Origin of the sequence: Empedobacter sp. UBA7494, assembly GCF_002478465.1 — a bacterium.
GTDB lineage: Bacteria > Bacteroidota > Bacteroidia > Flavobacteriales > Weeksellaceae > Empedobacter > Empedobacter falsenii_B.
Genome location: NZ_DLOC01000054.1, coordinates 1 through 24,450, shown reverse-complemented (window position 1 = coordinate 24,450; position 24,450 = coordinate 1). Strand labels below are relative to the sequence as shown.

The 24,450-nt window shown below is 31.0% G+C and carries 23 protein-coding genes and 2 tRNA genes; 17 read left to right on the top strand and 8 right to left on the bottom strand.

Annotated elements, in window-relative coordinates; translation table 11 throughout:
- Positions 1-3: 3 nt before the first annotated feature.
- Positions 4-1,380 carry a tryptophanase gene (locus B4E95_RS05945; RefSeq protein ID WP_291090668.1) on the bottom strand — a complete coding sequence of 459 codons (1,377 nt, stop codon included), beginning with the start codon at positions 1,378-1,380 and terminating at the stop codon, positions 4-6.
- A 119-nt stretch (positions 1,381-1,499) separates the two neighbouring features.
- Complete coding sequence (locus tag B4E95_RS05940) at positions 1,500-1,913, bottom strand: acyl-CoA thioesterase (protein WP_114998110.1); 414 nt, start codon at positions 1,911-1,913, stop codon at positions 1,500-1,502.
- 343 nt (positions 1,914-2,256) lie between these two features.
- Here B4E95_RS05940 and B4E95_RS05935 point away from each other — a divergent pair, with 343 nt between their 5' ends.
- From B4E95_RS05935 to trxA, 8 genes are all read left to right on the top strand, one after another.
- A complete protein-coding gene (locus B4E95_RS05935) occupies positions 2,257-3,408 on the top strand; it encodes an LOG family protein (RefSeq protein ID WP_291090666.1) in 1,152 nt (383 codons plus the stop codon).
- 170 nt (positions 3,409-3,578) lie between these two features.
- A tRNA-Met gene (locus B4E95_RS05930) sits at positions 3,579-3,651 on the top strand.
- Positions 3,652-3,657: 6 nt separating this feature from the next.
- Positions 3,658-3,730: transfer RNA gene (locus B4E95_RS05925), tRNA-Met, on the top strand.
- A gap of 145 nt (positions 3,731-3,875) precedes the next feature.
- On the top strand, positions 3,876-5,057 hold the full coding sequence (locus tag B4E95_RS05920) for a hypothetical protein (RefSeq protein WP_291090664.1): 1,182 nt from the start codon (positions 3,876-3,878) through the stop codon (positions 5,055-5,057).
- Position 5,058: 1 nt separating this feature from the next.
- Positions 5,059-5,373 (top strand): hypothetical protein, encoded by a 315-nt coding sequence (locus B4E95_RS05915; protein ID WP_280037148.1) that lies wholly within the window; start codon positions 5,059-5,061, stop codon positions 5,371-5,373.
- A gap of 64 nt (positions 5,374-5,437) precedes the next feature.
- Positions 5,438-5,899 (top strand): hypothetical protein, encoded by a 462-nt coding sequence (locus B4E95_RS05910; RefSeq protein WP_291090662.1) that lies wholly within the window; start codon positions 5,438-5,440, stop codon positions 5,897-5,899.
- Positions 5,900-5,993: 94 nt separating this feature from the next.
- The gene (locus B4E95_RS05905) at positions 5,994-6,629 is read left to right on the top strand and encodes a suppressor of fused domain protein (protein ID WP_291090660.1); all 636 of its coding nucleotides are present in this window, start codon (positions 5,994-5,996) and stop codon (positions 6,627-6,629) included.
- Positions 6,630-6,863: 234 nt separating this feature from the next.
- Positions 6,864-7,220, top strand: a complete 357-nt coding sequence (gene trxA / locus B4E95_RS05900) for a thioredoxin (protein ID WP_084106970.1) — start codon at positions 6,864-6,866, stop codon at positions 7,218-7,220.
- Positions 7,221-7,288: 68 nt separating this feature from the next.
- Here the strand turns inward: trxA and B4E95_RS05895 are convergent, their stop codons facing one another.
- Positions 7,289-8,716 (bottom strand): amino acid permease, encoded by a 1,428-nt coding sequence (locus tag B4E95_RS05895; protein ID WP_291090806.1) that lies wholly within the window; start codon positions 8,714-8,716, stop codon positions 7,289-7,291.
- A 190-nt stretch (positions 8,717-8,906) separates the two neighbouring features.
- Here B4E95_RS05895 and B4E95_RS05890 point away from each other — a divergent pair, with 190 nt between their 5' ends.
- Together B4E95_RS05890 and B4E95_RS05885 are read left to right on the top strand one after the other, a co-directional pair.
- On the top strand, positions 8,907-10,061 hold the full coding sequence (locus B4E95_RS05890; protein WP_291090658.1) for a hypothetical protein: 1,155 nt from the start codon (positions 8,907-8,909) through the stop codon (positions 10,059-10,061).
- An 89-nt stretch (positions 10,062-10,150) separates the two neighbouring features.
- Positions 10,151-11,053, top strand: coding sequence for a ketopantoate reductase family protein (locus B4E95_RS05885; protein ID WP_291090656.1), 903 nt, complete (start codon positions 10,151-10,153; stop codon positions 11,051-11,053).
- Between the two features lie 199 nt (positions 11,054-11,252).
- Here B4E95_RS05885 and B4E95_RS05880 read toward each other — a convergent pair whose 3' ends face one another.
- From B4E95_RS05880 to B4E95_RS05870, 3 genes are read right to left on the bottom strand one after another with little or no spacing between them, the layout of a single operon-like run.
- Entirely contained in the window at positions 11,253-12,320 is a 1,068-nt protein-coding gene (locus B4E95_RS05880) for a diphosphomevalonate/mevalonate 3,5-bisphosphate decarboxylase family protein (protein ID WP_291073823.1), read from the bottom strand.
- Positions 12,321-12,334: 14 nt separating this feature from the next.
- On the bottom strand, positions 12,335-13,336 hold the full coding sequence (locus B4E95_RS05875; protein WP_291090655.1) for an NAD-dependent epimerase/dehydratase family protein: 1,002 nt from the start codon (positions 13,334-13,336) through the stop codon (positions 12,335-12,337).
- A gap of 6 nt (positions 13,337-13,342) precedes the next feature.
- Complete coding sequence (locus tag B4E95_RS05870; protein WP_038337151.1) at positions 13,343-14,245, bottom strand: CorA family divalent cation transporter; 903 nt, start codon at positions 14,243-14,245, stop codon at positions 13,343-13,345.
- A 129-nt stretch (positions 14,246-14,374) separates the two neighbouring features.
- On the opposite strand from B4E95_RS05870, the gene tyrS reads away from it, so the two are divergent.
- The 5 genes from tyrS (at position 14,375) to B4E95_RS05845 (ending at position 17,556) form a co-directional block, all read left to right on the top strand.
- Positions 14,375-15,670 carry a tyrosine--tRNA ligase gene (tyrS, locus tag B4E95_RS05865; RefSeq protein ID WP_291090652.1) on the top strand — a complete coding sequence of 432 codons (1,296 nt, stop codon included), beginning with the start codon at positions 14,375-14,377 and terminating at the stop codon, positions 15,668-15,670.
- 135 nt (positions 15,671-15,805) lie between these two features.
- Entirely contained in the window at positions 15,806-16,249 is a 444-nt protein-coding gene (locus B4E95_RS05860) for a glycoside hydrolase family 20 zincin-like fold domain-containing protein (protein ID WP_291059706.1), read from the top strand.
- Between the two features lie 70 nt (positions 16,250-16,319).
- Positions 16,320-16,829, top strand: a complete 510-nt coding sequence (locus B4E95_RS05855) for a family 20 glycosylhydrolase (RefSeq protein WP_291090650.1) — start codon at positions 16,320-16,322, stop codon at positions 16,827-16,829.
- A gap of 86 nt (positions 16,830-16,915) precedes the next feature.
- Positions 16,916-17,299: an FN3 associated domain-containing protein gene (locus B4E95_RS05850; RefSeq protein WP_291059702.1), complete on the top strand. Its 384-nt coding sequence runs from the start codon at positions 16,916-16,918 to the stop codon at positions 17,297-17,299.
- Positions 17,300-17,343: 44 nt separating this feature from the next.
- Positions 17,344-17,556, top strand: coding sequence for a hypothetical protein (locus B4E95_RS05845; RefSeq protein ID WP_291059700.1), 213 nt, complete (start codon positions 17,344-17,346; stop codon positions 17,554-17,556).
- Positions 17,557-17,623: 67 nt separating this feature from the next.
- Here the strand turns inward: B4E95_RS05845 and trpA are convergent, their stop codons facing one another.
- Positions 17,624-18,391 (bottom strand): tryptophan synthase subunit alpha, encoded by a 768-nt coding sequence (gene trpA, locus B4E95_RS05840; protein WP_291059698.1) that lies wholly within the window; start codon positions 18,389-18,391, stop codon positions 17,624-17,626.
- Between the two features lie 2 nt (positions 18,392-18,393).
- Complete coding sequence (locus tag B4E95_RS05835; protein ID WP_291090648.1) at positions 18,394-19,599, bottom strand: endonuclease; 1,206 nt, start codon at positions 19,597-19,599, stop codon at positions 18,394-18,396.
- Between the two features lie 91 nt (positions 19,600-19,690).
- On the opposite strand from B4E95_RS05835, the gene B4E95_RS05830 reads away from it, so the two are divergent.
- Positions 19,691-22,447, top strand: a complete 2,757-nt coding sequence (locus B4E95_RS05830) for a carboxypeptidase regulatory-like domain-containing protein (RefSeq protein ID WP_291090646.1) — start codon at positions 19,691-19,693, stop codon at positions 22,445-22,447.
- Between the two features lie 27 nt (positions 22,448-22,474).
- Positions 22,475-23,896, top strand: a complete 1,422-nt coding sequence (locus tag B4E95_RS05825; protein ID WP_291090644.1) for a DUF5689 domain-containing protein — start codon at positions 22,475-22,477, stop codon at positions 23,894-23,896.
- Positions 23,897-24,450 lie beyond the last annotated feature (554 nt).

Here is a 24,450-nt window from a genome sequence, read left to right as displayed (position 1 = left end):
TATTTATTTCTTTTTCAATTTTACGGTGAAATGTCTTAAAATTTCAGATTCCCACGAAATTTCATAACCTGAATTAATCTCGTTTCTGCGATCAAAAATATTTTTCAAAGCTACTGCAATATAATCCATATGACTTTGGAAGTAAGTTCTTCTTGGAATTGCCAAACGCAATAATTCTAATTTTGGATAACGATTTTCTCGTGTTTCAGGATCACGATCTGCCAAAATAGTTCCGATTTCTACACCACGAATTCCAGCTTCTTTGTACAATTCGATTCCCAATGTTTGCGCAGGAAATTCTTCACGTGTTACATTTGGTAAAAACTTTACAGTATCAACAAAGATGGCGTGTCCACCAATTGGTTGCTGAATTGGAATTCCAAACTCAATTAATTTATTCCCTAAATATTCAATTTGTTTGATGCGCGATTGTAAATAAGAATATTCTGTCGATTCTTGTAAACCTTGTGCTAAAGCTGCTAAATCACGTCCAGCTAATCCGCCATAACTTAAATATCCTTCGTAAATAATTCCGAAATTTCCACAAATTTTATATAGCTCTTCATTATTCAGTGCAATAAATCCACCAATATTTACCAAACCATCTTTTTTCGCAGACATTGTCATTCCATCACCGTAAGAAAACATTTCTAAAACAATTTCTTTAATCGTTTTTGTCTTGAATTCTTCTTCTCTTTCTTTGATGAAATAAGCGTTTTCTGCAAAACGAGCGCCATCAAAAAAGACTGGAATTCCATATTGATTAGACAATTCACGAACTTGACGAATATTTTCGATTGATACAGGTTGGCCACCAGAAGAATTACATGTAACAGTGATTAATGTAAATGGAATTTGTTCTTTTCCGTATTCTTTGTAGACATTTTCTAACTTTTGTAAATCGATATTTCCTTTGAAAGGATGAATCAATTCGCTGTCAAAAGCCTCATCAATAGTACAATCAATTGCGTGCGCTTTTCTAAATTCGATGTGACCTTTTGTCGTATCAAAATGCGAATTTCCAGGAACAACATGACCTTCTTTTACAAGAGCTGAAAACAATACATTTTCCGCTGCACGACCTTGATGCGTAGGTAGAAGAAACTCAAATCCAGTAATGGTATTAATGGTTTCTTTCAGTTTTAAGAAAGATTGAGAACCAGCATAGCTTTCGTCTCCAGTCATCATTGCAGACCACTGTTTGTCGGACATTGCTCCAGTTCCCGAATCAGTTAATAAATCAATAAATACTTTGTGGCTTTCTAGGTTAAATAGGTTGTAATCTTTTTCTTCGATCCACTTTTCGCGTTCTTCTCGAGTAGATTGATAAATTTCTTCGACCATTTTTATGCGAAATGGTTCGGCAAAAGGTAATTCCATTTTTCTTGTGTTTAATGTAAAACTAAGAAACCTTTAGAATATTATCAATTATTAATTGAAAATCATAAAAAAATCCTCTATCAAAAAGATAAAGGATTAAAAATTTTCTATAGCTCGTGTTAGTCAATAACAGGAACTGGTCGTTTGTTTTCGTTAATTGCAACTAATGTAAACGTTCCCGAAATCGCTTTATCACGTCCGTCACGATACATACTTTCGATAAAAACATCAATTTGTACATCCAAACTTGAGCGTCCTACACGTACCACTTTCCCTACCATTTCTACGATAGTTCCTGCAGGAATTGAGTGTTTAAAATCAATTTTGTCACTACTTACTGTAACAATAGGTTTGCGACAAAAACGAGTTGCTGTCATAAAAGCAATTTCATCCATTAAATACATTACTGATCCTCCAAACATTGTGTTGTGGTGGTTTGTATCTCCAGGAAAAACAGCTTTGAAAATGCGAGTTTCAGAATTGATGATACGTTGTTCAATCAACTCTTCTCTTGGTGTTTTTTCCACTTCCATTATCATATATTTACACGTTACTTTTCTTCATTAATTTTTGAGTTGATAATGTTTTTTTGTGGTGGTTTGATGATTTCATAGAACATAATTTTACTTTTTTCGCGAAAGTTTTTGGTTAATTATTAACTCAATTTAGTGGCATTCTGACTTGTCAAAAATATTGATTTACAGTTGCGCGACAGTTCGTGATTTGCATACGATTCCCCATTAAGTTGAGCACGAATTTGATGCAAATATAAATTAGAAAAATGAAAATTAGCAGATTTATTGTCCCGAATTCGTAGGTATGGAATAATTCGTGTAAATTCATTTTTTCGAATTTTTAATGAAGTAAGAAATAAGAATGAAAATAAAACCAATCAAAGATTTAGTTCATAATCTATCAGAATGGAATGAATTAGTTTCTCAAACCAAAGATTTAACCGATAAAGTAGTTCAAGATGTTAATTTTTTGCGTCAAGAAATCAATTGGGAAGAGTATAATTTATGTAATACATCGTTTTTGGGTTGTAAGTTTAAACAATATGAAGCAATCTATTTAATCGAAAAAGGAGCATTCGTTTATCCAAAATTTGAATCAGTTCCCTATAATCCATATCGTGGAAAATTGTATACTTGGCAAGAGTTGATGGATGGTTATGATCCAAATAATGACCAAAGTATCGATCTTAAAATTTATAAACATTTCAAAAAACATAAATATAATCCGTCTGTTTCAGAAGCTTTGGCGCAACGTTTACACGATTTGTCTATTGATGATGGTTTGCGTCGAATTTTAGAATATGATGAAAACGGAATGACGAAGAAAAAAGTGATTGGTTTTATGGGTGGACATTCTACTGCGCGCAATTCTGAGTTTTATAATGAAACGGCGAAAGCAGCGAAATTGGCAACTGAAAAAGGTTATTTTGTTGTTTCTGGTGGAGGACCTGGAATTATGGAAGCAGCAAACTTAGGTGCTTATATGGCAAACTATGCAGATGAAGATTTGATGAATGCGATTAATATTTTAGCAGATTTAGATTTTATTGATGATCAAAGAACCGAATACTTGGCAAAAAATTATATGACTAATGCACAGAAGGTTTTAGAGATTTACCCAAATGGTGCAGAAAGTTTGGCTATTCCTACTTGGTTTTATGGTCACGAACCGAGTAATTTATTTGCCACGAATATTGCGAAATATTTTTCTAATAGTATTCGTGAAGATATGTTGTTAACAATTAGCTTATTTGGTTTAGTTTATGCGCCTGGAAGTGCAGGAACGACACAAGAAATTTTTCAGGAAGCAGCTCAAAATCATTATGGAACTTCCGGATATTACAGTCCAATGATTTTTTTGAGTAAGAAAAGATATGTAGAAGATACAGCGATTTATTCGGTTTTGCATCAATTAGCAACAGGAAGACCATATAAAGAGTTATTATTTTTAACAGATAGTGCTGATTTAGCAATTGATTTTATCGAAAATCATCCACCAATCAAAGCGATTTAAAATTATTTTAGAAGATTATTAAAAATAATTTTAAAATATTTAAAACTGCATAAATTACTTTATTATAGTGATTTATGTAGTTTTTATTTGTTTTCTGTCCGAATAAAATAAAATAATTTCGAATAATGTTTGGTATTTTAAATAATGAACGTATATTTGCAGTCCAATAACGCGAGATGGAGCAGTAGGTAGCTCGTCGGGCTCATAACCCGAAGGTCACAGGTTCGAGTCCTGTTCTCGCTACTAAATCGCGAGGTGGAGCAGTAGGTAGCTCGTCGGGCTCATAACCCGAAGGTCATCGGTTCGAGTCCGGTCCTCGCTACTACAAAAGAGAGTTTCTAATAAGAAGCTCTCTTTTTTTATGTCTTTAACTTAGAATTGATTTAAAAAAGACTTTAAGTTTTTAGATAAAGAATTTAATTGTATTTGATTTCTTATAGTTGTATATTTAAAGAAAAGATTAATTAATGCTTGTAAAATATAAAGGAATTGATCTCAATTTACAGAATGAAGAACTACAACCGATTAATAATGTAACAAATTATTATTGGGAGATAATTAATGATAATTTATTTTTTAAGTATGATAATGAAATTATTTATGCTGACTGGGTTGATGCTATTCTAATTTTTAAAATCAGTGATAGCCAATATTTTTCAGATTATATTGATAGATATTCTAAATTCAATATAAAAATTGAGAATGGGATTATAAAAAATAAATTTATTTCAATTTATGTAGATGAAAGTTCTACTTTTTTTGTTAAAAAGAATGAAATTGTACCAAGTTACTCCATTCCAAAATTAGAAGAAATAGTTTCGTTTTTACAAAATCCTAATTTAAATACTGAGGATAAGTGGTTAAAAAAAATAATTAAAGAATTAAAAGAGGTAATATCATCATATAGTTCTAAGAATGGATTACCATCCTTTGATTTTTTTCAAAATGGAGGGTCTATTCATGAAATAATAACAAATGATATTAATTTTATTAATGGATCAGGTTATATATATTTTAACTTTGGAGATGATTTATATAATATAATTTCAGCAAGAGTTTTTGAATATTATGTAAATTATATAAATGAGTCTGTGGATAGATCAACAAATTTTATTTTTGGTTCAAACAAGATTAAGATTGTTAAAAATAAAATAGATTTTGAATATATAAAATGGGCTTTACGGGAATTAAATTGGTTTGTACTTCCTCCTTCTTTTTTCCATTCTCAATATAAAGTATTTAAATCAATTGAGATTACTAATAATTATAGAAATTTTTTGTTTGATTATAATTATTTAGATGAGAAGATTAAAATTAGTGATTATTTAGAAGAGGAATACTTTAATCTAAATTTAGATAAAATTAATATTATGTATAATTCTGAAGAAAACTGCTTCACATTTAAAAACATAGTAAAAGATTCTTTTTTGAATTATTTATTAAATGATGAAATAACTTACGAAATAGTATTTTCTAATAAAGCAAATTTTAAGAATATATACAATTATATAAAAGAATATAATAAACCAATAGAAGAAGAAAATTGTTTTGATGATAATGATCATTACAACCGTAATGATTGGTTGAGAGATGTTTCAGGTACAAATGATTTTGAAACTATGAACGATGTATTTTGGAATTTAGATTAGAATGGAGTATCAATTAAATAGTTCTGTTAATTTTGGAAAATATAACGGAAAAAATATTAAATATATACTAGATAATGATTTTGGTTATTTGTGTTGGTGTGTTAAGGAAATAGAAGATTTTACTATTTGTGATGAAGTTGCTTTTTTAATGTTGGAAAATGCTAAAAATCTAAGCAAATCTTCTAGGATAAATCTTAAATTATTATTTGAGAATAAAGATGAAGAATCCGAAGTTCTTAATATAATCATGACTAATTATATTAAAAGCCAAATGATTAATTATAAAAGTGTAAGAAAAAATAGAAAAAGTTGGTAGGTTTTTTCAAATGATTATTTTTTTTGAGACTCACTATATATGAATAGCTTCAATATGTAAACAAATGGCAGACAACTTGTTAAATAACAATCCTAAAAAAGATGAATACTATTATACTTTGTTTGAATCTGGGAATAAGGGTTTTGTATTAAAAGAAGAATATGAACCTCGAAAATTTCAATATCAATTAACAGAAGAGTTTTTTGATTTATCTGCTCTGGTAGGTGAAAAATTTCATAATGGTATTTCTGAAGAAAAGTTATTAGAAGAAATAGGTTATAGTTTAGTATACGAATTAAACTCTCATAAAGAAGAAATTATATCATTTCCAGAAGGATTTTGTTCTGTACTAGGAACAAGTAAAGATAAAAGTGATAAGAATACAATGTACATAATTGTAACTTCAAAAAAAATTACTGATTTCTCAAACTTACCACGACATACTTCAAGTAGATATACATTTTTCTTAGATAGTATAAGGAATGATGAAGGTGAAGAATTATCAAATGAAATGTTTATTAATTAAATTAATAATTTTTTAAAAGAGAGTTTCTAACAAGAAGCTCTCTTTTTTTATGTCTTTAACTGAGAATTAAGATTGGATAAACTATTTTTGCATCATGAATTTAGAAGAATACAAAAAACAATATAAATCAGATCAAGCGGTTGGTGCAATTGCGATCGAAAATCGCTTAAAAGAAGTTTATGGGACTTTAGAACCGCGCTTTTATTCGCCGCAGGTGATGTCTTTTCAAGGTGGAGATGATCCAATTGATGGAGTTGCGGTTTTTGATGTCAATGGTTATTATCATTTGGTGAGTTACGGAATGTCGCATTTATACTATTCTGAGGAAAGTGTAGGAGCGGATTTTAGTAAGTGGGGATTTGAGTTTTCTTTCCGTGTGAAACCTGTTAAAGATGATAATGGTGAAGATCCTTTTTGGGTGGTTCAATTAATGAATAATTTGGGACGATTCGTGAACGAAACAAAAGTTTGGTTTGATGAATACCAATTTTTACCCTTAGGAGGTCCAATTCGTACAGATTCGGAAACGAACATTGTTGGTTTGGCTTTTATCAAGGATGATGATTTAGATGAAATTGATACGCCGCATGGAAAAGTTACATTTATACAAATGATTGGTTTGAATTCGGAACAATTGAAAAGATTGGAAGATAATTCAGCTAAAGAAGAAATAATGTCAGTGATAGCTGAAATAAAGTCAGTTAATCCAAAATTTGTGTGTGAATTATAGTAGAATTTCTAAAATAAAACATATTTACGTTAACCTATTTCTTAAATTATGTTAAATGTAAAAAACAGATTGTTAGTATTTTAAACTTGGTATTTGTTTTGATCATATCTAAATGTTAGTAGCACTAACAGTAGAATAAATTTTTCATAGGTTAGGTTAATAATTAGTAAAGCTAATTATGAAGCACTTCTTCGGAAGTGCTTTTTTTAGTATATTTAAGAAGAAAAAATAAAGATGTTTAAAAATTTATTCAACCGAAATAAAAATCAATCAAATAACAAAGAAGAATCAAAAACGATGACTTTCGAAGAAATTATTAATTCAGATAAACCAGTTTTGTTAGATTTTTTTGCAACTTGGTGTGGTCCTTGTCAAATGATGGGCCCAGTTTTGCAACAAGTGAAAGAAGAATTGGGAGATGATGTCAAAATCCTAAAAGTGGATGTTGATAAATATCAAGATTTAGCTGCACGGTATCAAGTGCAAGGAGTTCCGACTTTTGCCATTTTCAAAAATGGTGAATTATTATGGAAACAAAGTGGAGCACGACCAAAAGAACAATTGGTTACAGAAATCAAAAAATATATTTAAAAATAGGTTTGCTTTGCAACCAAAGTCGATTAAAAAATCCGCTCAATGAGCGGATTTTTTGTTTCTCCTTATAAAGAATTTTTCTTTTTATTTTCTTTTACAATTCGATAAGCGATGTAAAGGAAGATCAACCAGACTGGAATTAATTCTACTGAAATTTTAAGTCCTGTAAACCACATAATTACTAAAATTCCAAATAAGAAAATTAGACAAATGTAATTACTGATAGGATACAAGAAAGATGGAAAAAATGTTTTTGTGTTCTCTAAATTCTTTTGTTTTTTGTATTTAAGATGTGTTATCGAAATCATAATCCAGTTAATTACCAACGAAGAAACCACTAAAGACATCAATACATGGAAGGCGTTTTCTGGAATTATTTTATTAATCAAAATACAAATTGCAGCGAAAAAAGATGAAACTAAAATCGCCATAACAGGCACATGATTTTTGTTTAATTTTTTTAAGAATTTAGGCGCATTTCCTTGTTCTGCTAAACCATACAACATTCTACTATTACTGTAAACAGAGCTATTGTAAACTGATAAAGCGGCTGTCAAAACGATAATATTTAGTGCGTTTGCAATTAATTTTGAAAAATCAATTGTGTTACCAAAAATATTTAGTTTCAAATGATTCAAATTCTCAAAAACCATTACAAAAGGACTACTTTTGTCCGTAATCGTTTCCCACGGAGCTAACGAAAATAAGATAATCAATGCTCCTACATAGAAGATTAAAATTCTATAAATTACTTGATTGGTTGCTTTTGGAATTGTTTTTTCAGGATTTTTAGCTTCAGCAGCAGTAATTCCAATCAATTCTAAACCTCCAAAAGAGAACATAATAAGAGCCATTGCGGCAAACAATCCGCTAAAACCACCTTCACTATTACCAGATAACCAACCTTTAGGGAAAAAACCTCCATTGTTCCAAAGGTTTTGTATTGTTGCTTGTTCACCTCCAGTTCCGCTTATCAACAGGTAAGCTCCAAAAATAATCATCGCAATAATTGCAATTACTTTGATGATAGAAAACCAAAATTCAGCTTCACCAAACATTTTTACTGAGCCTAAGTTCAATGCATTAATCACAATAAAAAAGAATAAACTTGATGCCCATAATGGGATTTCTGGCCACCAAAATTGTACATAAATTCCGATTGCAGTCAACTCGGACATACTCACCAAAACATAAAGAATCCAATAATTCCAACCAGACGCAAATCCGGCAAAAGATCCCCAATATTTATAAGCAAAATGACTGAAACTTCCAGAAACAGGTTCGTTTACAACCATTTCTCCTAATTGACGCATGATGAAGAAGGCTATGATTCCTGCAATTGCATAACCTAAAATAACAGATGGTCCAGCTAAAACAGCAGCGGGTCCAATTCCTAAAAACAAACCAGTTCCAATCGCGCCACCTAAAGCAATCAATTGAATATGTCGGTTTGTAAGACCTCTTTGCAATTCTTTTTCCTCGGTATTTTTTATTTGACTCACGTGTGATGTATTAATTTGTTAAATATATGTAAAAACTATTTTTAAAAAGAACAATTTGAAGAATTGTCTTGTTTGAATTAATATTAAGAAAATGATTTGTAACGCTTTTTTATTCATGTTAAATCATCTAAAACTTGAAAAAATATTCAATAAAATTTCTAATTTTATAAAAATCAACCTTATGAAAAAACTACTTTTTACTTTTCTATTGACTCTATTTACCTCTGTTCAACTTTTTGCAGAAGGACCTTTTTTGTATTCTTTGCCTTTTGGTTCGAGAGCTTATCCTGATGAAACGATTTTAGAAAAAACGAAAGAAAAAGGAATTGATTATTCTACTTTTGAAAAATATTTGTTGGATAATAATATCGAATTAGGTAAGAAAGTTGGACTTCTTTCTGAACTCGAAGTTTATTTTATGTTGAATGATAATCAGAAATCATATTTTGTTGATTATAAAGAGAAATTTAAAAAATCTGTTGGAAAGAAATTTGGAACGAAAACTCCGCTTAACGAACGATTTTTAATTGCGTTGATGGATGATTACGATACAGAATCTCCGAAAGTAGAAGTGTATCAAAAATTTGTTGATGAAAATCCTCAAAGTAAAACGATGCAATTTGTGAATGTTTTTGCTTATAATTTTAATCTTATTTGGGATATTGAGAAAAAAGATTATTCTTCTATGAATGATTTTAAAGAGAAATACCAAGATAATTGTTTGCAAAATTTTGAGAGTTTCAACAGTGATACTTCTGCCGATATTTTTTCTGAACTTGAGGAGATAATTACGTTAGGATATAATTGCGATTATGCTTTGAAATGTCTTGCTCCAGCAAATAATCGATTGAATATTTTGAATCAAAGAACAGAATTTACATTAAATAAAATTGCAAATGCAGAACCAATTCCAAGAATGGTTGTAACGCTAAATGCTTCTCAAATAGGAATGTCGGCTTACGAATGGTTGGGCGAGGAGATGAAGTTAATTTCTAGCTTGAAAATTTCGGATGAAGAGAAAACTCTTCTGAATTATTTTGTTGTAAATGAAACATACAATTATATCAATCATTTCAACAATCTATATGTTTTATTTGAAGCGATTCAGAAAACGCCCTCACAATTAGCGAAATCTGCGAATAATAAATCTGTTGAAAAAATTGCTGCAAAAGATAATTGGAAGAAAATAAATCAATTGTATGATGTGTTGAAAAAGAATTTTCAAAAAGAGAATGAAATAGCTGTAGATTCTAGCTCAAATCTTGATGATTTGCGTAATTTGATTTATTATTTGTATCTCAATCCAAAAGAATTGTCAAAAGTTTATCAAAACTAATTATAACCGAAATATTAAATTTTTTCAAAGACTTAAATTCGTAAATGTTGTAGATTTTATTTTAAATTTATCTTCTAAATAACAAAAAAATGAAATCAATTTATTTTCTTGGATTGGGAGCTTTAGGAGCAAAATATGCAGCGAGTTTTTATGAATATAATCCAGAAATTGTAAGTGTAATTGTAGATGAGGAGCGAAAAAATCGATACGAAAAATCGCAAATTTTTGTGAATGATAAAGCGTATGATTTTAATTATGTCACAAAAATCGAGGAGAATAATTATCCAGATTATATATTTTTAGTCGTTAAAAGTTCGCATTTACAGCAAGCGATAGAAGATATGAAGCCTTTTGTTGGTGAAAATACAATGATTGTAAGTTTGATGAACGGAATTTCTTCTGAACGTGTTTTGGCAGATCATTTTGGATGGGATCGTGTGGTGAATGCAGTTGCATATATGGATGCTGTAAAAGTTGATAATCGCGTGACGTTTTCGAGTATAGGAAAAATTATTTTTGGGAAAATGGATTCAATAAATCATGATAAATTAGTCGATTTACATGAATTGATGAATGTTGCTGAAATTCCAAATCAATTATCGGATGATATTCAGAAAGCACAGTGGGCGAAATATTTGGTAAATGTTGTCGGAAATCAATTGACGTTTTTGTTGGAATTTCCATATGGACAATTTAGTACCAATCAGCATCTTGAGATATTAATGGATATGATTTCTAACGAAGTTCTTGCGGTTGGGAATGCACACGGAGTTGCAATTGGTCAAGAAGAAGTGGATCGAATGAAATCAACGATGAAAATTGTGGATGAATTTGGTAAAACTTCGATGTTACAAGATCGAGAAGCAAAACGATATTCTGAAGTAGATGAATTTGCAGGCGAAATTATTAGTTTAGGAAAGCAATATAATATTCCGACACCTTACAACGAGTTCATTTATAATATGGTAAAATCAATCGAAGAAACATATTAAAAATAGTCATAAAGTCATTCAGTTTTCGATGACTTTTTTATTTGAAATCGAAATTTCTTTAGAAAATATCATCGTTGTCAATCTGAACTTGTTTCAGATTCTCATAAAATATGCGATGTTGAAATGAATTCAACATGACAAAAATAGTTAAACTAAATAAGCAAGCTCTTGTAGCTTGCTTTTTTAGTTTTAGAAGTGATTAAAAACTCACTTTATCTTTTATGTAATTTCCGTTTTGACAGAATTGTTTTAATTCATTTTCGATGAAGATTTCAATAGCTTCCGCATTTTGCGAAGGATACAATAAATGTACATTTGCGCCAGCATCTAATGTAAAATACAAATGATTTCCTGTTTCGCGGCGGAATTCCCACAATTTTTCTAAAGCAGCAACTGTATTTGGTTTCATCAAAATAAATGCAGGATTCGACATCATCATCATGGCGTGTAATGTCAATGCTTCATGTTCTACCAATTCTCCAAACGCTTTGATATCGCCAGATTTTAAAATTGGCAATAACGCTTTTAAGTTTTCATTTGCGTCCACAAAACGACGTTCTGCATACGGATGTCCGTTCATCAAATTGTGACCAACAGTAGAAGAAACCGATTTTTGTCCTTCGTGAATCAATAAAATGGTGTCGTGAAAAGTTTTGAAAACATCATGAATTTCGGTATCAGGATATTTTGTTCCAAATAAATCTGAGCTTCCTTCGATAAAATCATTTTCTCCCCATTCAACCAAACCTTTGTAAATTGAACGGCAAGCACTTCCAGAACCTAAACGAGCCAAAAAAGAAGCTTTTTTCTTGGCGTCTTCTTCAGATAAATTAGCTCCTAACATATTCTCAATTTGAACTAAACACAAAGCCATTGCCGACATTCCAGAAGCAGAAGAAGCAATTCCAGAACTATGTGGAAACGAATTATGTGTGTGAACTTCAAATTTGAATTGATTCAAAAATGGAATATATGCTGTAATTCTTTCGAAAAAAGTAATGATTTTTGGAGCAAAACTTTCTTTCAGTTCACCTTCCAAATAAACTTCAACTTCGAAATTATCCGACGTTTTTGGTGAAAATTTTAATTCAGTTTCTGTGTAGCTATTCGTTAATGTGTAGCTGATAGAGCTATTGGTTGGAATTTGATTTTTCTTTTTCCCCCAATATTTTACCAACGCAATATTTGATGGACTTTTAGCAGAAACGCTTCCTGATTTTAATTCCGAAGCAGTTATTGAAAGTGTTGAAATGAATTGTTGTTCCATAAAACAAAAGTAAACTATTTTGTAGAATTCAGCTTTTGAAAACGTTTATAATGATAATCAATTGCTTCTTTGATTGGAATAAATTCGTATTGAAGCAAATTTTTAACTTTAGAATTGTCGTATTTGGTATAAGTTATCAACGAATAATAATTCGCTTTTGTCATATATTTTCCACCAAAAATTCGACTGAAAATAGATAGATTTTTAATAATTTTCAAGGTTGTATTCGAAACATTTTTGACTGAACGTTTGCTATTCATTGAAACATAATCAAAGACTTCTCGGTAACTTTTATTTTCAGAAATTACCACAAATTTTTGATTGTAAACTTGTTGATTAATTAATTCTAAAAAAATCTTCACCACATCGCGTACATCTACAAATCCTGTTCCACCCGAAGGAGCATAATCGCTTTTTGACGAATTTTGTTGAAACAAACTTTCGCTTGCACGTTTTGTGTCCAAAGTTCCGATGATTACGCCAGGGTTAATAATAATGACTTTAATCCCTTCTTGTGAAGCACGCCAAACTTCCATTTCTGCTCTAAATTTTGAGATAGAATAAGAAGAATGCGTCAAGCTATTGTTCCAACCAGAGCGCTCATCGATCATTTTAGTTGCTGGATTCAAATCGTCCATTGAAGCAATAGAACTGATGAAAAAAAATTCTTTCACGCCAGAATCAATCGCTTCATTTACTAAAGATTCAGTTCCTAAAATATTCGTATTGAAAATTTCTTCTTCTTGACGTTCATCAAATGAAACAAAAGCCGCAGCGTGATAAATTGTCTCGATTCCGTCTAATAAATTCGGAAGTTCAGTTACATCCAACAAATCACCATCAATCCAATGAATAAATTGATAAAATTGCGAAGCATTTTGTTCCGCAAAGAAATTTTGGATGGCTTCTGTGTTCGATGTTTGTCGTTTTAAGGCACGAATAGGTTGTTGCTTTTTTGCCAATTCTACCAACAAATGCGCGCCAACCAAACCTGTTCCTCCCGTTACGAAAATCATACTGAATTATAAATATTTTTTTTTCTTGAACCAAAAGTAAATAAAAATTACCACTAATAACATGACAAGTAAACAAATTGGATAGCCTAATTTGTAATTTAACTCGGGCATGAAATCGAAATTCATTCCATAAATTCCAGCGATAAAGGTTAAGGGTAAGAAAAATGCAGAAAAAACGGTAAGCGTTTGCATGATTTCGTTAGATTTCTGTCCATTTAACGAAAGATAAATTGTTAACAAACTTTGTACGTCATCTACAATTTGTGAATGTAAGTGTAACATTTTTACGTTTTCTTCGTACAAATCCTGCGATGAACTTGTCTTTTTGTTATCTGCGCGATATTCTTTCAGTGCTTCAAGCGTATAATCTAATATTTTTTTGCAAGCTGTAGCTTCTCGTTTGATTTTATATAAGGTAGGAAGTTTAATTTTTCTGAAATCATCCGTAAAAATCAAATGTTCGAGTTGATTAACTTCTTCGTCCATTTGATATGCAGGCTCTTCGTAAGTTTTGATGGTTTCGGAAATAATACGATATAAAATACCTTTGATTAAGATTTTAGAAGAATCAGTATTAGCTAAATACTTTTTATGAATTTTGTCAAAAATATCCGTTTCTTTTTGATGAACAGTCACAATAAAATCTGCACCGATGTAAATACTGATTTTGTGACTAAATTCTCGAACAGTGTTTTTCAACATACGGTGTTCTTTATCAAAAAAACGAATTAACAAAAACGAAACTTTTGAATCATCTGATTCATATTTAGGTAAATGTCCAGGCTCCAAACTATCTTCAATCGTTAATTTCTGAAAACAATATTTTGTAGCAATTTCATTCAACTCAACTTTTGTTGGATTTTGTAAGTTTATCCATTTAAATTTTTCGTTCTCGAAAAGTGTTTGCATGTATTCCTTTTATTCAAATTTTAAATAAATATATCAAATAAGTTTTATTTTGGCAGATCATTTATTATCTACTGAAAAATCATAACTTTGTATCTTGTAAAAATTAGATAAAAAATATATTAAAATACTATGAATCCATTAATTGAAGAATTGACTTGGAGAGGATTGGTTCACAATATTATGCCAGGGACAGAAGAACAACTAAATAAAGAAATGACTTCTGGTTATGTAGGTTTCGATCCTACAGCAGATTCTCTTCACGTGGGAAGTTTGGTTCCTATTTTCTTATTGGTTCATTTGCAACGTCACGGTCATCGTCCAATCGCCTTGGTTGGTGGTGCAACTGGTTTTATCGGTGATCCTACTGGTAAAGCTGCAGAAAGAAGTTTGTTAGATGAAGAAACATTAAATAAATATGTAGCTGGAATTAAAGCGCAATTATCTCGTTTCTTAGATTTTGATACGAACAATGGTAACTCAGCTTTATTGGTGAATAACTACGATTGGATGAAAAATTTCTCTTTTATTGATTTTGCTCGTAACGTAGGGAAACATATTACAGTTAACTACATGATGGCGAAAGATTCAGTAAAATCGCGTCTTTCATCAGAGTCTAATGTCGGAATGTCGTTTACAGAATTTACGTACCAATTAATTCAAGGTTACGATTATTTGCATTTATACAAAGAGTTAGGTGTTAAATTGCAAATGGGAGGTTCTGATCAATGGGGAAATATTACGACAGGAACAGAATTAATTCGACGTACAGTTCAAGGAGAAGCGTTTGCGTTTACTTGTCCATTAACAACAAAAGCGGACGGAACTAAATTTGGAAAATCAGAAGGTGGGGAAAATATTTGGTTAGATAAAAACCGTACTTCTCCTTATAAATTCTACCAATTTTGGTTGAATCAAGCAGATGCTGATGCAGAACGTTACATCAAAATTTATACGTTTTTAGAAAAAGAAGCGATTGATGATTTAATCGAGCGTCATCGTCAAGAGCCACATTTACGCGAATTACAACGTAAATTAGCAACTGAAATTACAATTTTAGTTCATGGTGTTGAAGAATTACGCAAAGCAGAAAAAGCATCTCAAGTTTTATTCGGAAAATCAACTTCAGAAGATTTAAAAGAATTAGATGGAGATACTTTCTTATCAGTTTTCGAAGGTGTACCTCAAGCAACAATTGCAAAAGCTGATATCGAAGCAGGATTGGATATTGTTACTGCTTTAGCAGAGAAATCAGGTTTCTTAAAATCAAATTCAGAAGCGCGTCGCGAATTGAAAGCAAACGCAATTTCTGTAAACAAAGAAAAAGTAGCGGAAGAATTTGTGTTGACAACAGAAAATTTAATCGCAGATAAATACATTTTATTACAAAAAGGTAAAAAGAATTATTTCATCTTAATTGTTGAATAATTTTTTAGATAAAACATTTCCAAAATAGAAAGCAAGCTGAATTAAGCTTGCTTTTTTATTTTGAATGTTTTTGCTCGTTGCGTCGTAATTATTTGATAAAACAAGTTTATCTTAGTCATTATCAAAAAATAACACATGAAACATCTTCCGTTTTTCTCTTTATTAGCTGAGTTAGCTGTTTCTACTTTTGTTTCTGCTCAAAATAGTTTTATTCCTCAACCTCAACAATTAGAATTGAAGAAAGGAACTTTGGTTTTAGGAAATAAAATTACGATTAACCCAGATCCAAATTTTCCAGAAATAGATTATTTGATGAAACAATTCAAATCAATTACGGGAAAAAATCTAACGAAAACTACTTCTAACAATTTCGACAATACGATTAATATAATTTACTTGGCTGCTCCAGAAAATAGTAACGAAGAATATTATGAGTTGAATATTAATCAAAACGGGATATTGATTGCTTCGCCTACAAATCGAGGAATTTTTCTCGGAATACAAACACTTTTACAATTAATTGAAGAACATAAAAAGGATCTCAAATTACCTTATCTCAAAATAAAAGATGAACTATAATTTACGTATCGTGGAATGCATTTAGATCTTTTTTCGTCATTTTTTTACGTTAGATGTGGTCTAAAATTATTTGAATTATTTGGCGGCTTACAAATACAATAAATTTCATTGGCATTTGACTGATGATCAAGGTTGTATAATCGAGATTAAGAAATATCCAAAGTTAACAGAAGTTGGTGCTTGGCGAAATGGATCGCAGGTTGGTGCGTATTCGGATATGAAATTTGATGATAAAAAATATGGTGGATTTTACTCGCAAGAGCAGATAAAAGAGGTGGTGGCGTATGCAGCGAAATTGCATATAGATGTTATTCCAGAAATCGAAATACTTGGACATGCGCAGGCTGCGTTGGCAGCTTATCCTAATTTAGGTTTTACAGATGAGAAGTTAGAAGTATGGAAAACAAGAGGAGTTTCGGAAGATATTTTTTGTCCAAAAGAAGAAACGTTTCAATTTTTGCAAGATGTCATGGATGAGGTAATTGCGCTTTTTCCATATGTAAATGTACATATTAGAGATGATGAGGTGTCAAAGAAGCGCTTGAAAGAAACCTCTTTTGCCGTCATTTTGCGATTTTAGATGAAAAAGGAATCAAACATAGTACGGCGATTTATGAGGTTGATGGAAAGGCTTCTGTTGACCAAAATGGGAAAATAAAATATGAGTTGAGTTCGGCGAATGAACCTTCACGAATTCGTTTTACAACAGATGGTTCAGAGCCAATTATTAATTCGAATGTATATCAAAAACCATTAGAAATTACGAAATCTCAAACGGTAAAATCAGCCTATTTTGAAGATGGTAAAAAAGTAAGTGCAACAACTTCTCAGGATTTTGTAATTACGAAATCAACAGCCAAAAAAATCACATTAGAGTATCAACCTGCTGAGGCATATTCGGTTGGTGGAGCGTCTACTTTGGTGGATGGAATAAAAGAAAGTCTTAAAAATCATGGGAAATCGTGGTTAGGTTTTTCTGGAAAAGATGTGATTGTGACAATAGATGTGGGAACTAAAATGGAGTTCTCTACAATTCAATTTCTACGTTAGATCGCAAAGGAAGTTGGATTTATCTCCCAAAATCTGTCAAAGTTTTGATTTCTGATAATGGAAAAGATTTTAAAGAAATTAAAACTATTTCATCTTCTGAAATCGAAAAATCAAATGGAATAATGAAGATTGATTTACAAAAACAACAAGCGAAATATCCTAAATTAGTGATTGAGAATTTAGGAATAATTCCAGATGGACAAGCTGTGGCAGGAAATAAAGCGTGGTTATTTATTGATGAAATTTCGGTTGAATAAAAACAAAATAGTCAAACCAAAAAAGCAAGCTAGAAGAGCTTGCTTTTTTGGTTTGAAAACTATTTTTTTATCTCAATTCTGAAAGATAATCTTTAATTGCTCCAGAAAGATTTCCATTCGAATTTTCTAAAACACGTAAAAAAGCACTTCCGATAATTGCTCCATCTGCGTAATTCCAAGCTTTTTCTACATCAGCTTTTGTCGAAATTCCAAATCCTATTTGATGTGGTTTTGTTAAACCTAAATTTTTAACATTTGACAAAAAATCTTCATTATAATTAGATTGTGTAGCACCAGTTGTAGCTGAACTCGAAACGATATAAACAAATCCAGAAGTTGCATCATTAATCTCTTTAATGCGTTTTTCTGTTGTTAAAGGTGTAATTAAAAATGTAACTTTTTGATCGTATTTCTCAAATAATTCTTTGTGTTGCGTCAAGTAAATTTCGTACGGCATATCAGGTAAAATCAAGCCTGAAACTCCACTTTCTTGACAGTTTTGTAAGAATTTTTCTAATCCGAATGTCATTACTTGATTGTAATAACCCATCAAAACAATTGGCGAAGATATTTGATTTTGAACCGATTTTAATTGCTCAAACAAAATGTCCAATGTCATTCCATTTGCTAACGCTTTTTCACTTGTAGCTTGTATTGTTGGACCATCAGCTAAAGGATCAGAATATGGAATACCGACTTCGATAATGTCAACATTATTTTGATCTAATTCTTTTAAAATAACAAGGGTATCCGATAAATTCGGATACCCAGCTGTTGTGTATATTGTAATGAGGTTTTTATTTTTTTGACTAAATAATTGCTCTAATTTGTTCATTTTTATTTTGCTTGTTTTAATAAGATTGTATAGACTGGAAAGTGGTCAGAATAACCGTTTGCACGATAAGTATCGCCGCTCCACATACGGTTAGGGAAGCCTTTATATGCACCTTCTGTCGCTTTTAAATAATCTTTGTTGTAAATTTCAGTTTTGAAGATTTTATACGTTGAATAATCTTTATTTTTTGTAACCAATGATGAAGTTGAGATAAATTGATCAAATAGATTCCAAGCATCACGATAAGCTAAAGTACCAACACCTTTTTTATATAAAGGTAACATAGGATCGTAATATCCGTTATCCGAAACTTTAGCAATTTCTCCAGCCGGATCAAATATGTTTTTAATACTTGGAGAAATAGGATCATCATTAAAATCACCCATTGCAATTACTTTTGCATTTGGATTTTTAGATTTTAACTCATCAAAAATTCCTTTCATCACCTTTGCTGCTTCCATACGAGCTGGCATCGAAACTTTTTCTCCACCACTACGAGAAGGCCAATGATTCACTAAAAAAGTGATTTCTTCACCGTCTAATAAACCTGTAACTTGTAGAATATCACGCGTATATTTGCGTTTACCTTCAGCATCATAATTGAAAATTGGATGAGGTCTTGCATCAATAACCTTGAAACGAGATTTTTGATACAATAAACCTGTATCAACTCCACGAGCATCAAACGAATTGAAATGAACAACACCATAATCGTATTTTTTCAAAGCAGAGCTTTTTGCTAAATCTTCTAAAGTTTCTCTTGTCTCGATCTCACAAATACCTACGATTACTGGAGCAGAGCCTGTAATATCTGCGCCTAATTCGCTAATAACTTTTGAAATATTATTGACTTTTTGGAAATATTTTTCTGTATTCCATCTTTTATTTCCGTTTGGTAAAAATTCTTCTTGAAGAATTAATGGACGGATAATTTTCTTTCCTTTTATATTTTCGTACGTATAACTTTGTTTGAATTCTTCTGTTTCGTACTTCGATATGTCAGATTCTGCAATCTGAATGTGATAATTTTTGTCATTAAAAGGTAAAGTTCCATTTACATATCCAACTGATTTTATGGTGTCAAAAAGATTCTCGACATTATAAAAAGCTACAGTTGCACTTGAATATTTGCTTTGAGCTTTAACGTTTAACGTTAAGAATAAATTAAAAATTATTAATAAAGTTAAAGATTTATTAATTTTAAACATATGTTATTAATTATGAATTTACTAAATTTGTTGTCCTATTTTTTTCGATGAAGGAAATAGAGAGCTAATTTATAAATAAAAATTCGTTTGAATGAACAAATTATTGTTAAGTCTTTCAGTCTTTGCTGCAACTGTCGCTATGGCGCAGGCGCAAACAAAGGTTACTGGGGTAGCAAAAAATGCTGCTACAGGTGAAGAGGTTTATAACCTCACTGTACGTTTGGACGGAGGAGCAGTAAGCGATGCTGCTATCACCGATCGTATAGGTTATTTTCAGTTTGTAGATATTCCGGATGGAACGTACAAATTACAAGTTTATGGCGTGGGCTATGACCCATATGAAAAAGAAATCACTGTAGCAGGGCAAAAAGAGCTTGACTTAGGTGATATTAAATTAACATTTAATCCAAATACAGCAGAAGTTGGAATTATTACATTAACAGATGATGAATTATCTGATGATGAAAGTTCGACAGCTTCAAATTCAGGACTTTTACAATCTTCACGCGATGTTTTTGCTCGCGTTTCTGCGTACGAATTAGGTTCGTATTGGTTTAAACCAAGAGGTTTAGACAACAAATATAATGACGTATTATTTAATGGGGTTCGTATGAACAAAATGGATAATGGTCGTGCAACTTTTAATAACTGGGGAGGTTTGAATGATGTAACTCGTCGTCCAGATGAGTTAACATACGGAATCGAACCTTCTAATTATGCTTTTGGAGATTTAGGAGGAGTTACAAATTTTGATACTCGACCTTCAACAATGCGTAAAGGAGTAAGTTTGGCTTATTCTAATACAAATCGTTCATACAGAAATCGTGTAATGGCAACATACAATACAGGATTAATGGATAACGGTTGGGCATTTATGGTTTCAGGAAGTAGACGTTGGGCAGATGAAGGTATTATAGAAGGTACTTTTTATGATGCATATGCTTACTATTTAGGTGTTGAGAAAAAGTTTAATGAAAAACATACCTTAAACTTTACAAGTTTTGGTGCGCCAACTCGTCGTTCTACAGGTTCACCTAATACGCAAGAAGTTGTTGATTTGAAAGGTATTTACTATAATTCTTATTGGGGATGGCAAGATGGTGAAAAACGTAATGAACGTGTAAAGAAAACTTTTGAGCCTATTAATATGTTGACGCATCATTGGAATATTAATAATAAATCAAAATTAACGACAACTATTTCGTATCAATTTGGAAAAGAAAGTGGATCTCGTTTAGATTGGTTTAAAGCAAATAATCCTTCACCAACATATTACCGTAATATGCCGAGTTACTTAGCTTTTAATGGAGCGTCTGCTGATGCAATCGCAGAAAGAGAGCAATTATGGAGAAGTGGTCAAATCTCTCAGTTAGATTGGGCAAGTATGTATCGTGCGAATGAAAATAGTACGACAGGAAGAGCGGCTTATTGGTTAACTGCAGATGTTAATGAAGATAAAACAGCTACGGCTTATACTAATTTTCAAACAGAATTAACTTCAAATATAGATTTAACAATTGCAGCATCTTATCAAAATACAAAATCTAAATTGTATCGTGAGATTCAAGATTTATTAGGTGCACAATATGTATTAAATGTAGATGATTTTAATGTGACGACAAATTTACCTGTTAATCATTTTTATAATTTCAACTTATTAGATCCCGATTATGTAGCTAAGAAAGGAGATAAACAAGAGTATTACTACGAAATTAATCGTGATTATGCAGATTTATTCGCGCAGTCTAAAATTAAATCTAAATACTTAGATGTTACTATTGGGATGAAAGCTGCTTTAACGAAGTTTTACCGTGATGGAAAGTTCCAAAATGAAATGTATAAAGACAGTTCTTACGGAAAGAGTAAAACATATGATTTTGTAGACTTTGGTGTGAAATCTAACTTTTTAGTAAAATTAGATGGACGTAACTTTATTCAAGCAAATGTAATGTATCAGACAGAAGCACCAACTTCTGATGAGATTTTTCCAAATGCACGTCTTAATGATGTAACTGTTAATGGAATTGAAAGTGCTAAAATATTTTCAAGTGATTTATCTTATATTTTAAGAGCTCCACGTATCAAAGCTCGTGCGACGGCTTTTTATACTAGAACAAAAGATGAGATAGAGAAGGCTTTTGGATATATTGATGGTGTTTCGGATCAAATTTTTGTTTCTGAGGTGATGACAGGTGTTGGAAAAGAATATTTAGGAACTGAGTTGGCTGTAGAAGCGCAAGTTTTACCAGTTCTTACAGTTTCTGCCGTAGCTGCTATTGGACAATATGTATACAAAGACAATCCTGATTATAACCTATATTCTGATGAATTTGGAATTAATGGAATTCCTTACAAAAATTATGGAACTGCTTATTTAGAAAACTATAAACTTGCTTCTGGACCTCAATCAGGATTTACTTTAGGTGCTGAGTATCGTGATCCTAAATTTTGGTGGGTTGGTGTTTCTGGAAACTATTTAATGAACAATTATGCAGATCCTGCTCCTTTTAGAAGAACAATTAATTTTATTACCCAAAATGGGGTTCCAATTAATGGAGTAACAGAAGAAGGATTGAAAGAAGTTTTGAAACAAGAGAAGTTTAGTGATGAGTTTATGTTGAATATCAATTTAGGAAAAACGTTCCGTATTGGTAAATATTCAGCAGGGATTTCAGGAACAGTAAACAATGTACTGAATAATAAAAACTATGTTACAGGAGGTTTTGAACAAATGCGTACAGGTAATTATAATAATGCAATTGATAAAAACTACCAACGTATGTTTGGTTCAAAAATGTTCTACGGAATGGGAACAACTTATTTCGCTAACATTTATTTCAGATTTTAATTTTATTAACAACGAACACAATTTAAAATGAATACAATATCAAAATTAACAATAGCTGGTGTTTTAAGCTTAGGTTTATTTACAGCGCAATCTTGTGTGCAAGATGATGATTATGCAACACCTCCAATTGAATGTAATTTACCAAGTCCTAATATTTCTTTGGCTGACTTAGTCTCTAAAGTAACTGCTGGATCTATAAAATTAGATGCTAATAAAGCAATAGCAGAAGATTTAATCGTACAAGCATATGTGATATCTAGTGACGAAACGGGGAATTTTTACAAAACGATTTCTTTACAAGATAAAGTTGAGAACCCTACAATAGGTATCCAAATAGAAATTGACGGAAGTAATTTATATAATTCTTATCCATTAGGAGCGCAAGTGCAAATTAATTTGAAAGGGTTAATAGTTGCGAATGATCGTGGAGTAATGAAAATAGGTTCTGTAGATCCGAAATATACAATTGGGCGTATCCCAAGTACAGTTATGACAAAGTATATGGTAAAAACATGTGAACCAATACAAGTTATTAAACCAAAAGTTGTTACTTCTATTGAAGAAGCTCTTAAGTCTACTAATTTAAATACTTTAGTAACAATTGAAGGAGTGCAGTTTGAAAATCCTGAGGAATACTTGATTTATACGAATAAAGAAAAAGCAATAGGTAATCAAACACAAGTAAATGTTCCTATAATTGATAAAAAGGGAGATGCGACTTACATCAGGAATAGTTTTTATGCAACTTTTGCAAACGATGTATTGCCTACAAAAAGTGGTTCGATAACTATTGTAGCTTCTAGATATAATTCAGAGTATCAAATGTTTATTCGTGATACAAATGATGTGAAGTTTGATCAACCTCGTTTTGAAATTGGAGGAGGAGAAAATCCAGGTGGAGGCAATAATTCCGAAGCAGCAAATTTATTGTTCAAAGGTTCTGATTTCAATGTTTGGGCTGACTTTTTATCTTCTATTAACTCTTATGGCTTAGTGAAAGATACCTATGTAACTAGCGGAGTTGGGGTTGGTAGAGATAATACAAATGCATTACTTTTAAAAGGAACACCAAAAGCAAATGATTACGTATTTACAACTATTGTAAATAATACAATTCCTGCAACTCCAAAGAAAATTACATTTTATGTAAAAGGAACATCTGGGAAATCATTGTCTTTAAATGTTTATAGAGCTGCAGGAGGTTATGATGTGTACAACGTAGGAGATTTATCTTCTTCTGTAACTTTAACAAAAGCTGCTTTAAATAGTAGTAATAATGGTACAAATAGTTATACAGGAACTATTGACACGAAAGGAGAATGGGTTTTAGTTACACTTGATCTAACAGGAGTTGATTTAATGAAAACATCAGGTCAAGATGTTTTTGCATTAAAAGTAGGATCAAAATCGGCATATGATTTAGTTATCGATAATATCAAAATTGACTAATTAATCAGTTTCAATACTATAATATCTAAGGCAACCAATTGGTTGCCTTTTTTTGTTTTTATTAGGTTAATAAATTCCTAAATATTCTTCATTTTTTAACGTGATTTCACATTCTGAAATGTATAAAATTCAAATAAAAATTATCTGTTAATGAGTATCGATTTTAATTTTATAAAAAAAAATAAAAAAAAGATTTATTAATCATTTAATAATGGATAATTGATAAAAATAAAGCAATGTATGTCTTATTTGGATAAAATGTTAATTATGTATCATTCGTTTTTTCTATAGAAAATAGTGTTCAGATTTGTTACCCTATTTTATAAAAATAAGACTATGAAGAGAATTGGATATCCTAACAAAACTTCCGTAGTAAGAAAAGATATAAGACACCCGTTGTGCATTTTGATTACTAAATAGTAAAGTTGTTCATTTCATTGAAAATCAGTAAATTGTTTTAAGTACAAAACATTTACAATGAACAACTTACTTGCAAATTACGAAAGAATATCGGTAGTTCTACGAAAATATCCACAGATACACTTTTAATTTAT

Bases quoted from the DNA above. Each gene is read 5' to 3' on its own strand.
- B4E95_RS05945 (WP_291090668.1), bottom strand. From the start codon at position 1,380: ATGGAATTACCTTTTGCCGAACCATTTCGCATAAAAATGGTCGAAGAA.
- B4E95_RS05940 (WP_114998110.1), bottom strand. From the start codon at position 1,913: ATGGAAGTGGAAAAAACACCAAGAGAAGAGTTGATTGAACAACGTATC.
- B4E95_RS05935 (WP_291090666.1), top strand. From the start codon at position 2,257: ATGAAAATAAAACCAATCAAAGATTTAGTTCATAATCTATCAGAATGG.
- B4E95_RS05920 (WP_291090664.1), top strand. From the start codon at position 3,876: ATGCTTGTAAAATATAAAGGAATTGATCTCAATTTACAGAATGAAGAA.
- B4E95_RS05915 (WP_280037148.1), top strand. From the start codon at position 5,059: ATGGAGTATCAATTAAATAGTTCTGTTAATTTTGGAAAATATAACGGA.
- B4E95_RS05910 (WP_291090662.1), top strand. From the start codon at position 5,438: ATGGCAGACAACTTGTTAAATAACAATCCTAAAAAAGATGAATACTAT.
- B4E95_RS05905 (WP_291090660.1), top strand. From the start codon at position 5,994: ATGAATTTAGAAGAATACAAAAAACAATATAAATCAGATCAAGCGGTT.
- trxA (WP_084106970.1), top strand. From the start codon at position 6,864: ATGTTTAAAAATTTATTCAACCGAAATAAAAATCAATCAAATAACAAA.
- B4E95_RS05890 (WP_291090658.1), top strand. From the start codon at position 8,907: ATGAAAAAACTACTTTTTACTTTTCTATTGACTCTATTTACCTCTGTT.
- B4E95_RS05885 (WP_291090656.1), top strand. From the start codon at position 10,151: ATGAAATCAATTTATTTTCTTGGATTGGGAGCTTTAGGAGCAAAATAT.
- B4E95_RS05880 (WP_291073823.1), bottom strand. From the start codon at position 12,320: ATGGAACAACAATTCATTTCAACACTTTCAATAACTGCTTCGGAATTA.
- B4E95_RS05875 (WP_291090655.1), bottom strand. From the start codon at position 13,336: ATGATTTTCGTAACGGGAGGAACAGGTTTGGTTGGCGCGCATTTGTTG.
- B4E95_RS05870 (WP_038337151.1), bottom strand. From the start codon at position 14,245: ATGCAAACACTTTTCGAGAACGAAAAATTTAAATGGATAAACTTACAA.
- tyrS (WP_291090652.1), top strand. From the start codon at position 14,375: ATGAATCCATTAATTGAAGAATTGACTTGGAGAGGATTGGTTCACAAT.
- B4E95_RS05860 (WP_291059706.1), top strand. From the start codon at position 15,806: ATGAAACATCTTCCGTTTTTCTCTTTATTAGCTGAGTTAGCTGTTTCT.
- trpA (WP_291059698.1), bottom strand. From the start codon at position 18,391: ATGAACAAATTAGAGCAATTATTTAGTCAAAAAAATAAAAACCTCATT.
- B4E95_RS05835 (WP_291090648.1), bottom strand. From the start codon at position 19,599: ATGTTTAAAATTAATAAATCTTTAACTTTATTAATAATTTTTAATTTA.
- B4E95_RS05830 (WP_291090646.1), top strand. From the start codon at position 19,691: ATGAACAAATTATTGTTAAGTCTTTCAGTCTTTGCTGCAACTGTCGCT.
- B4E95_RS05825 (WP_291090644.1), top strand. From the start codon at position 22,475: ATGAATACAATATCAAAATTAACAATAGCTGGTGTTTTAAGCTTAGGT.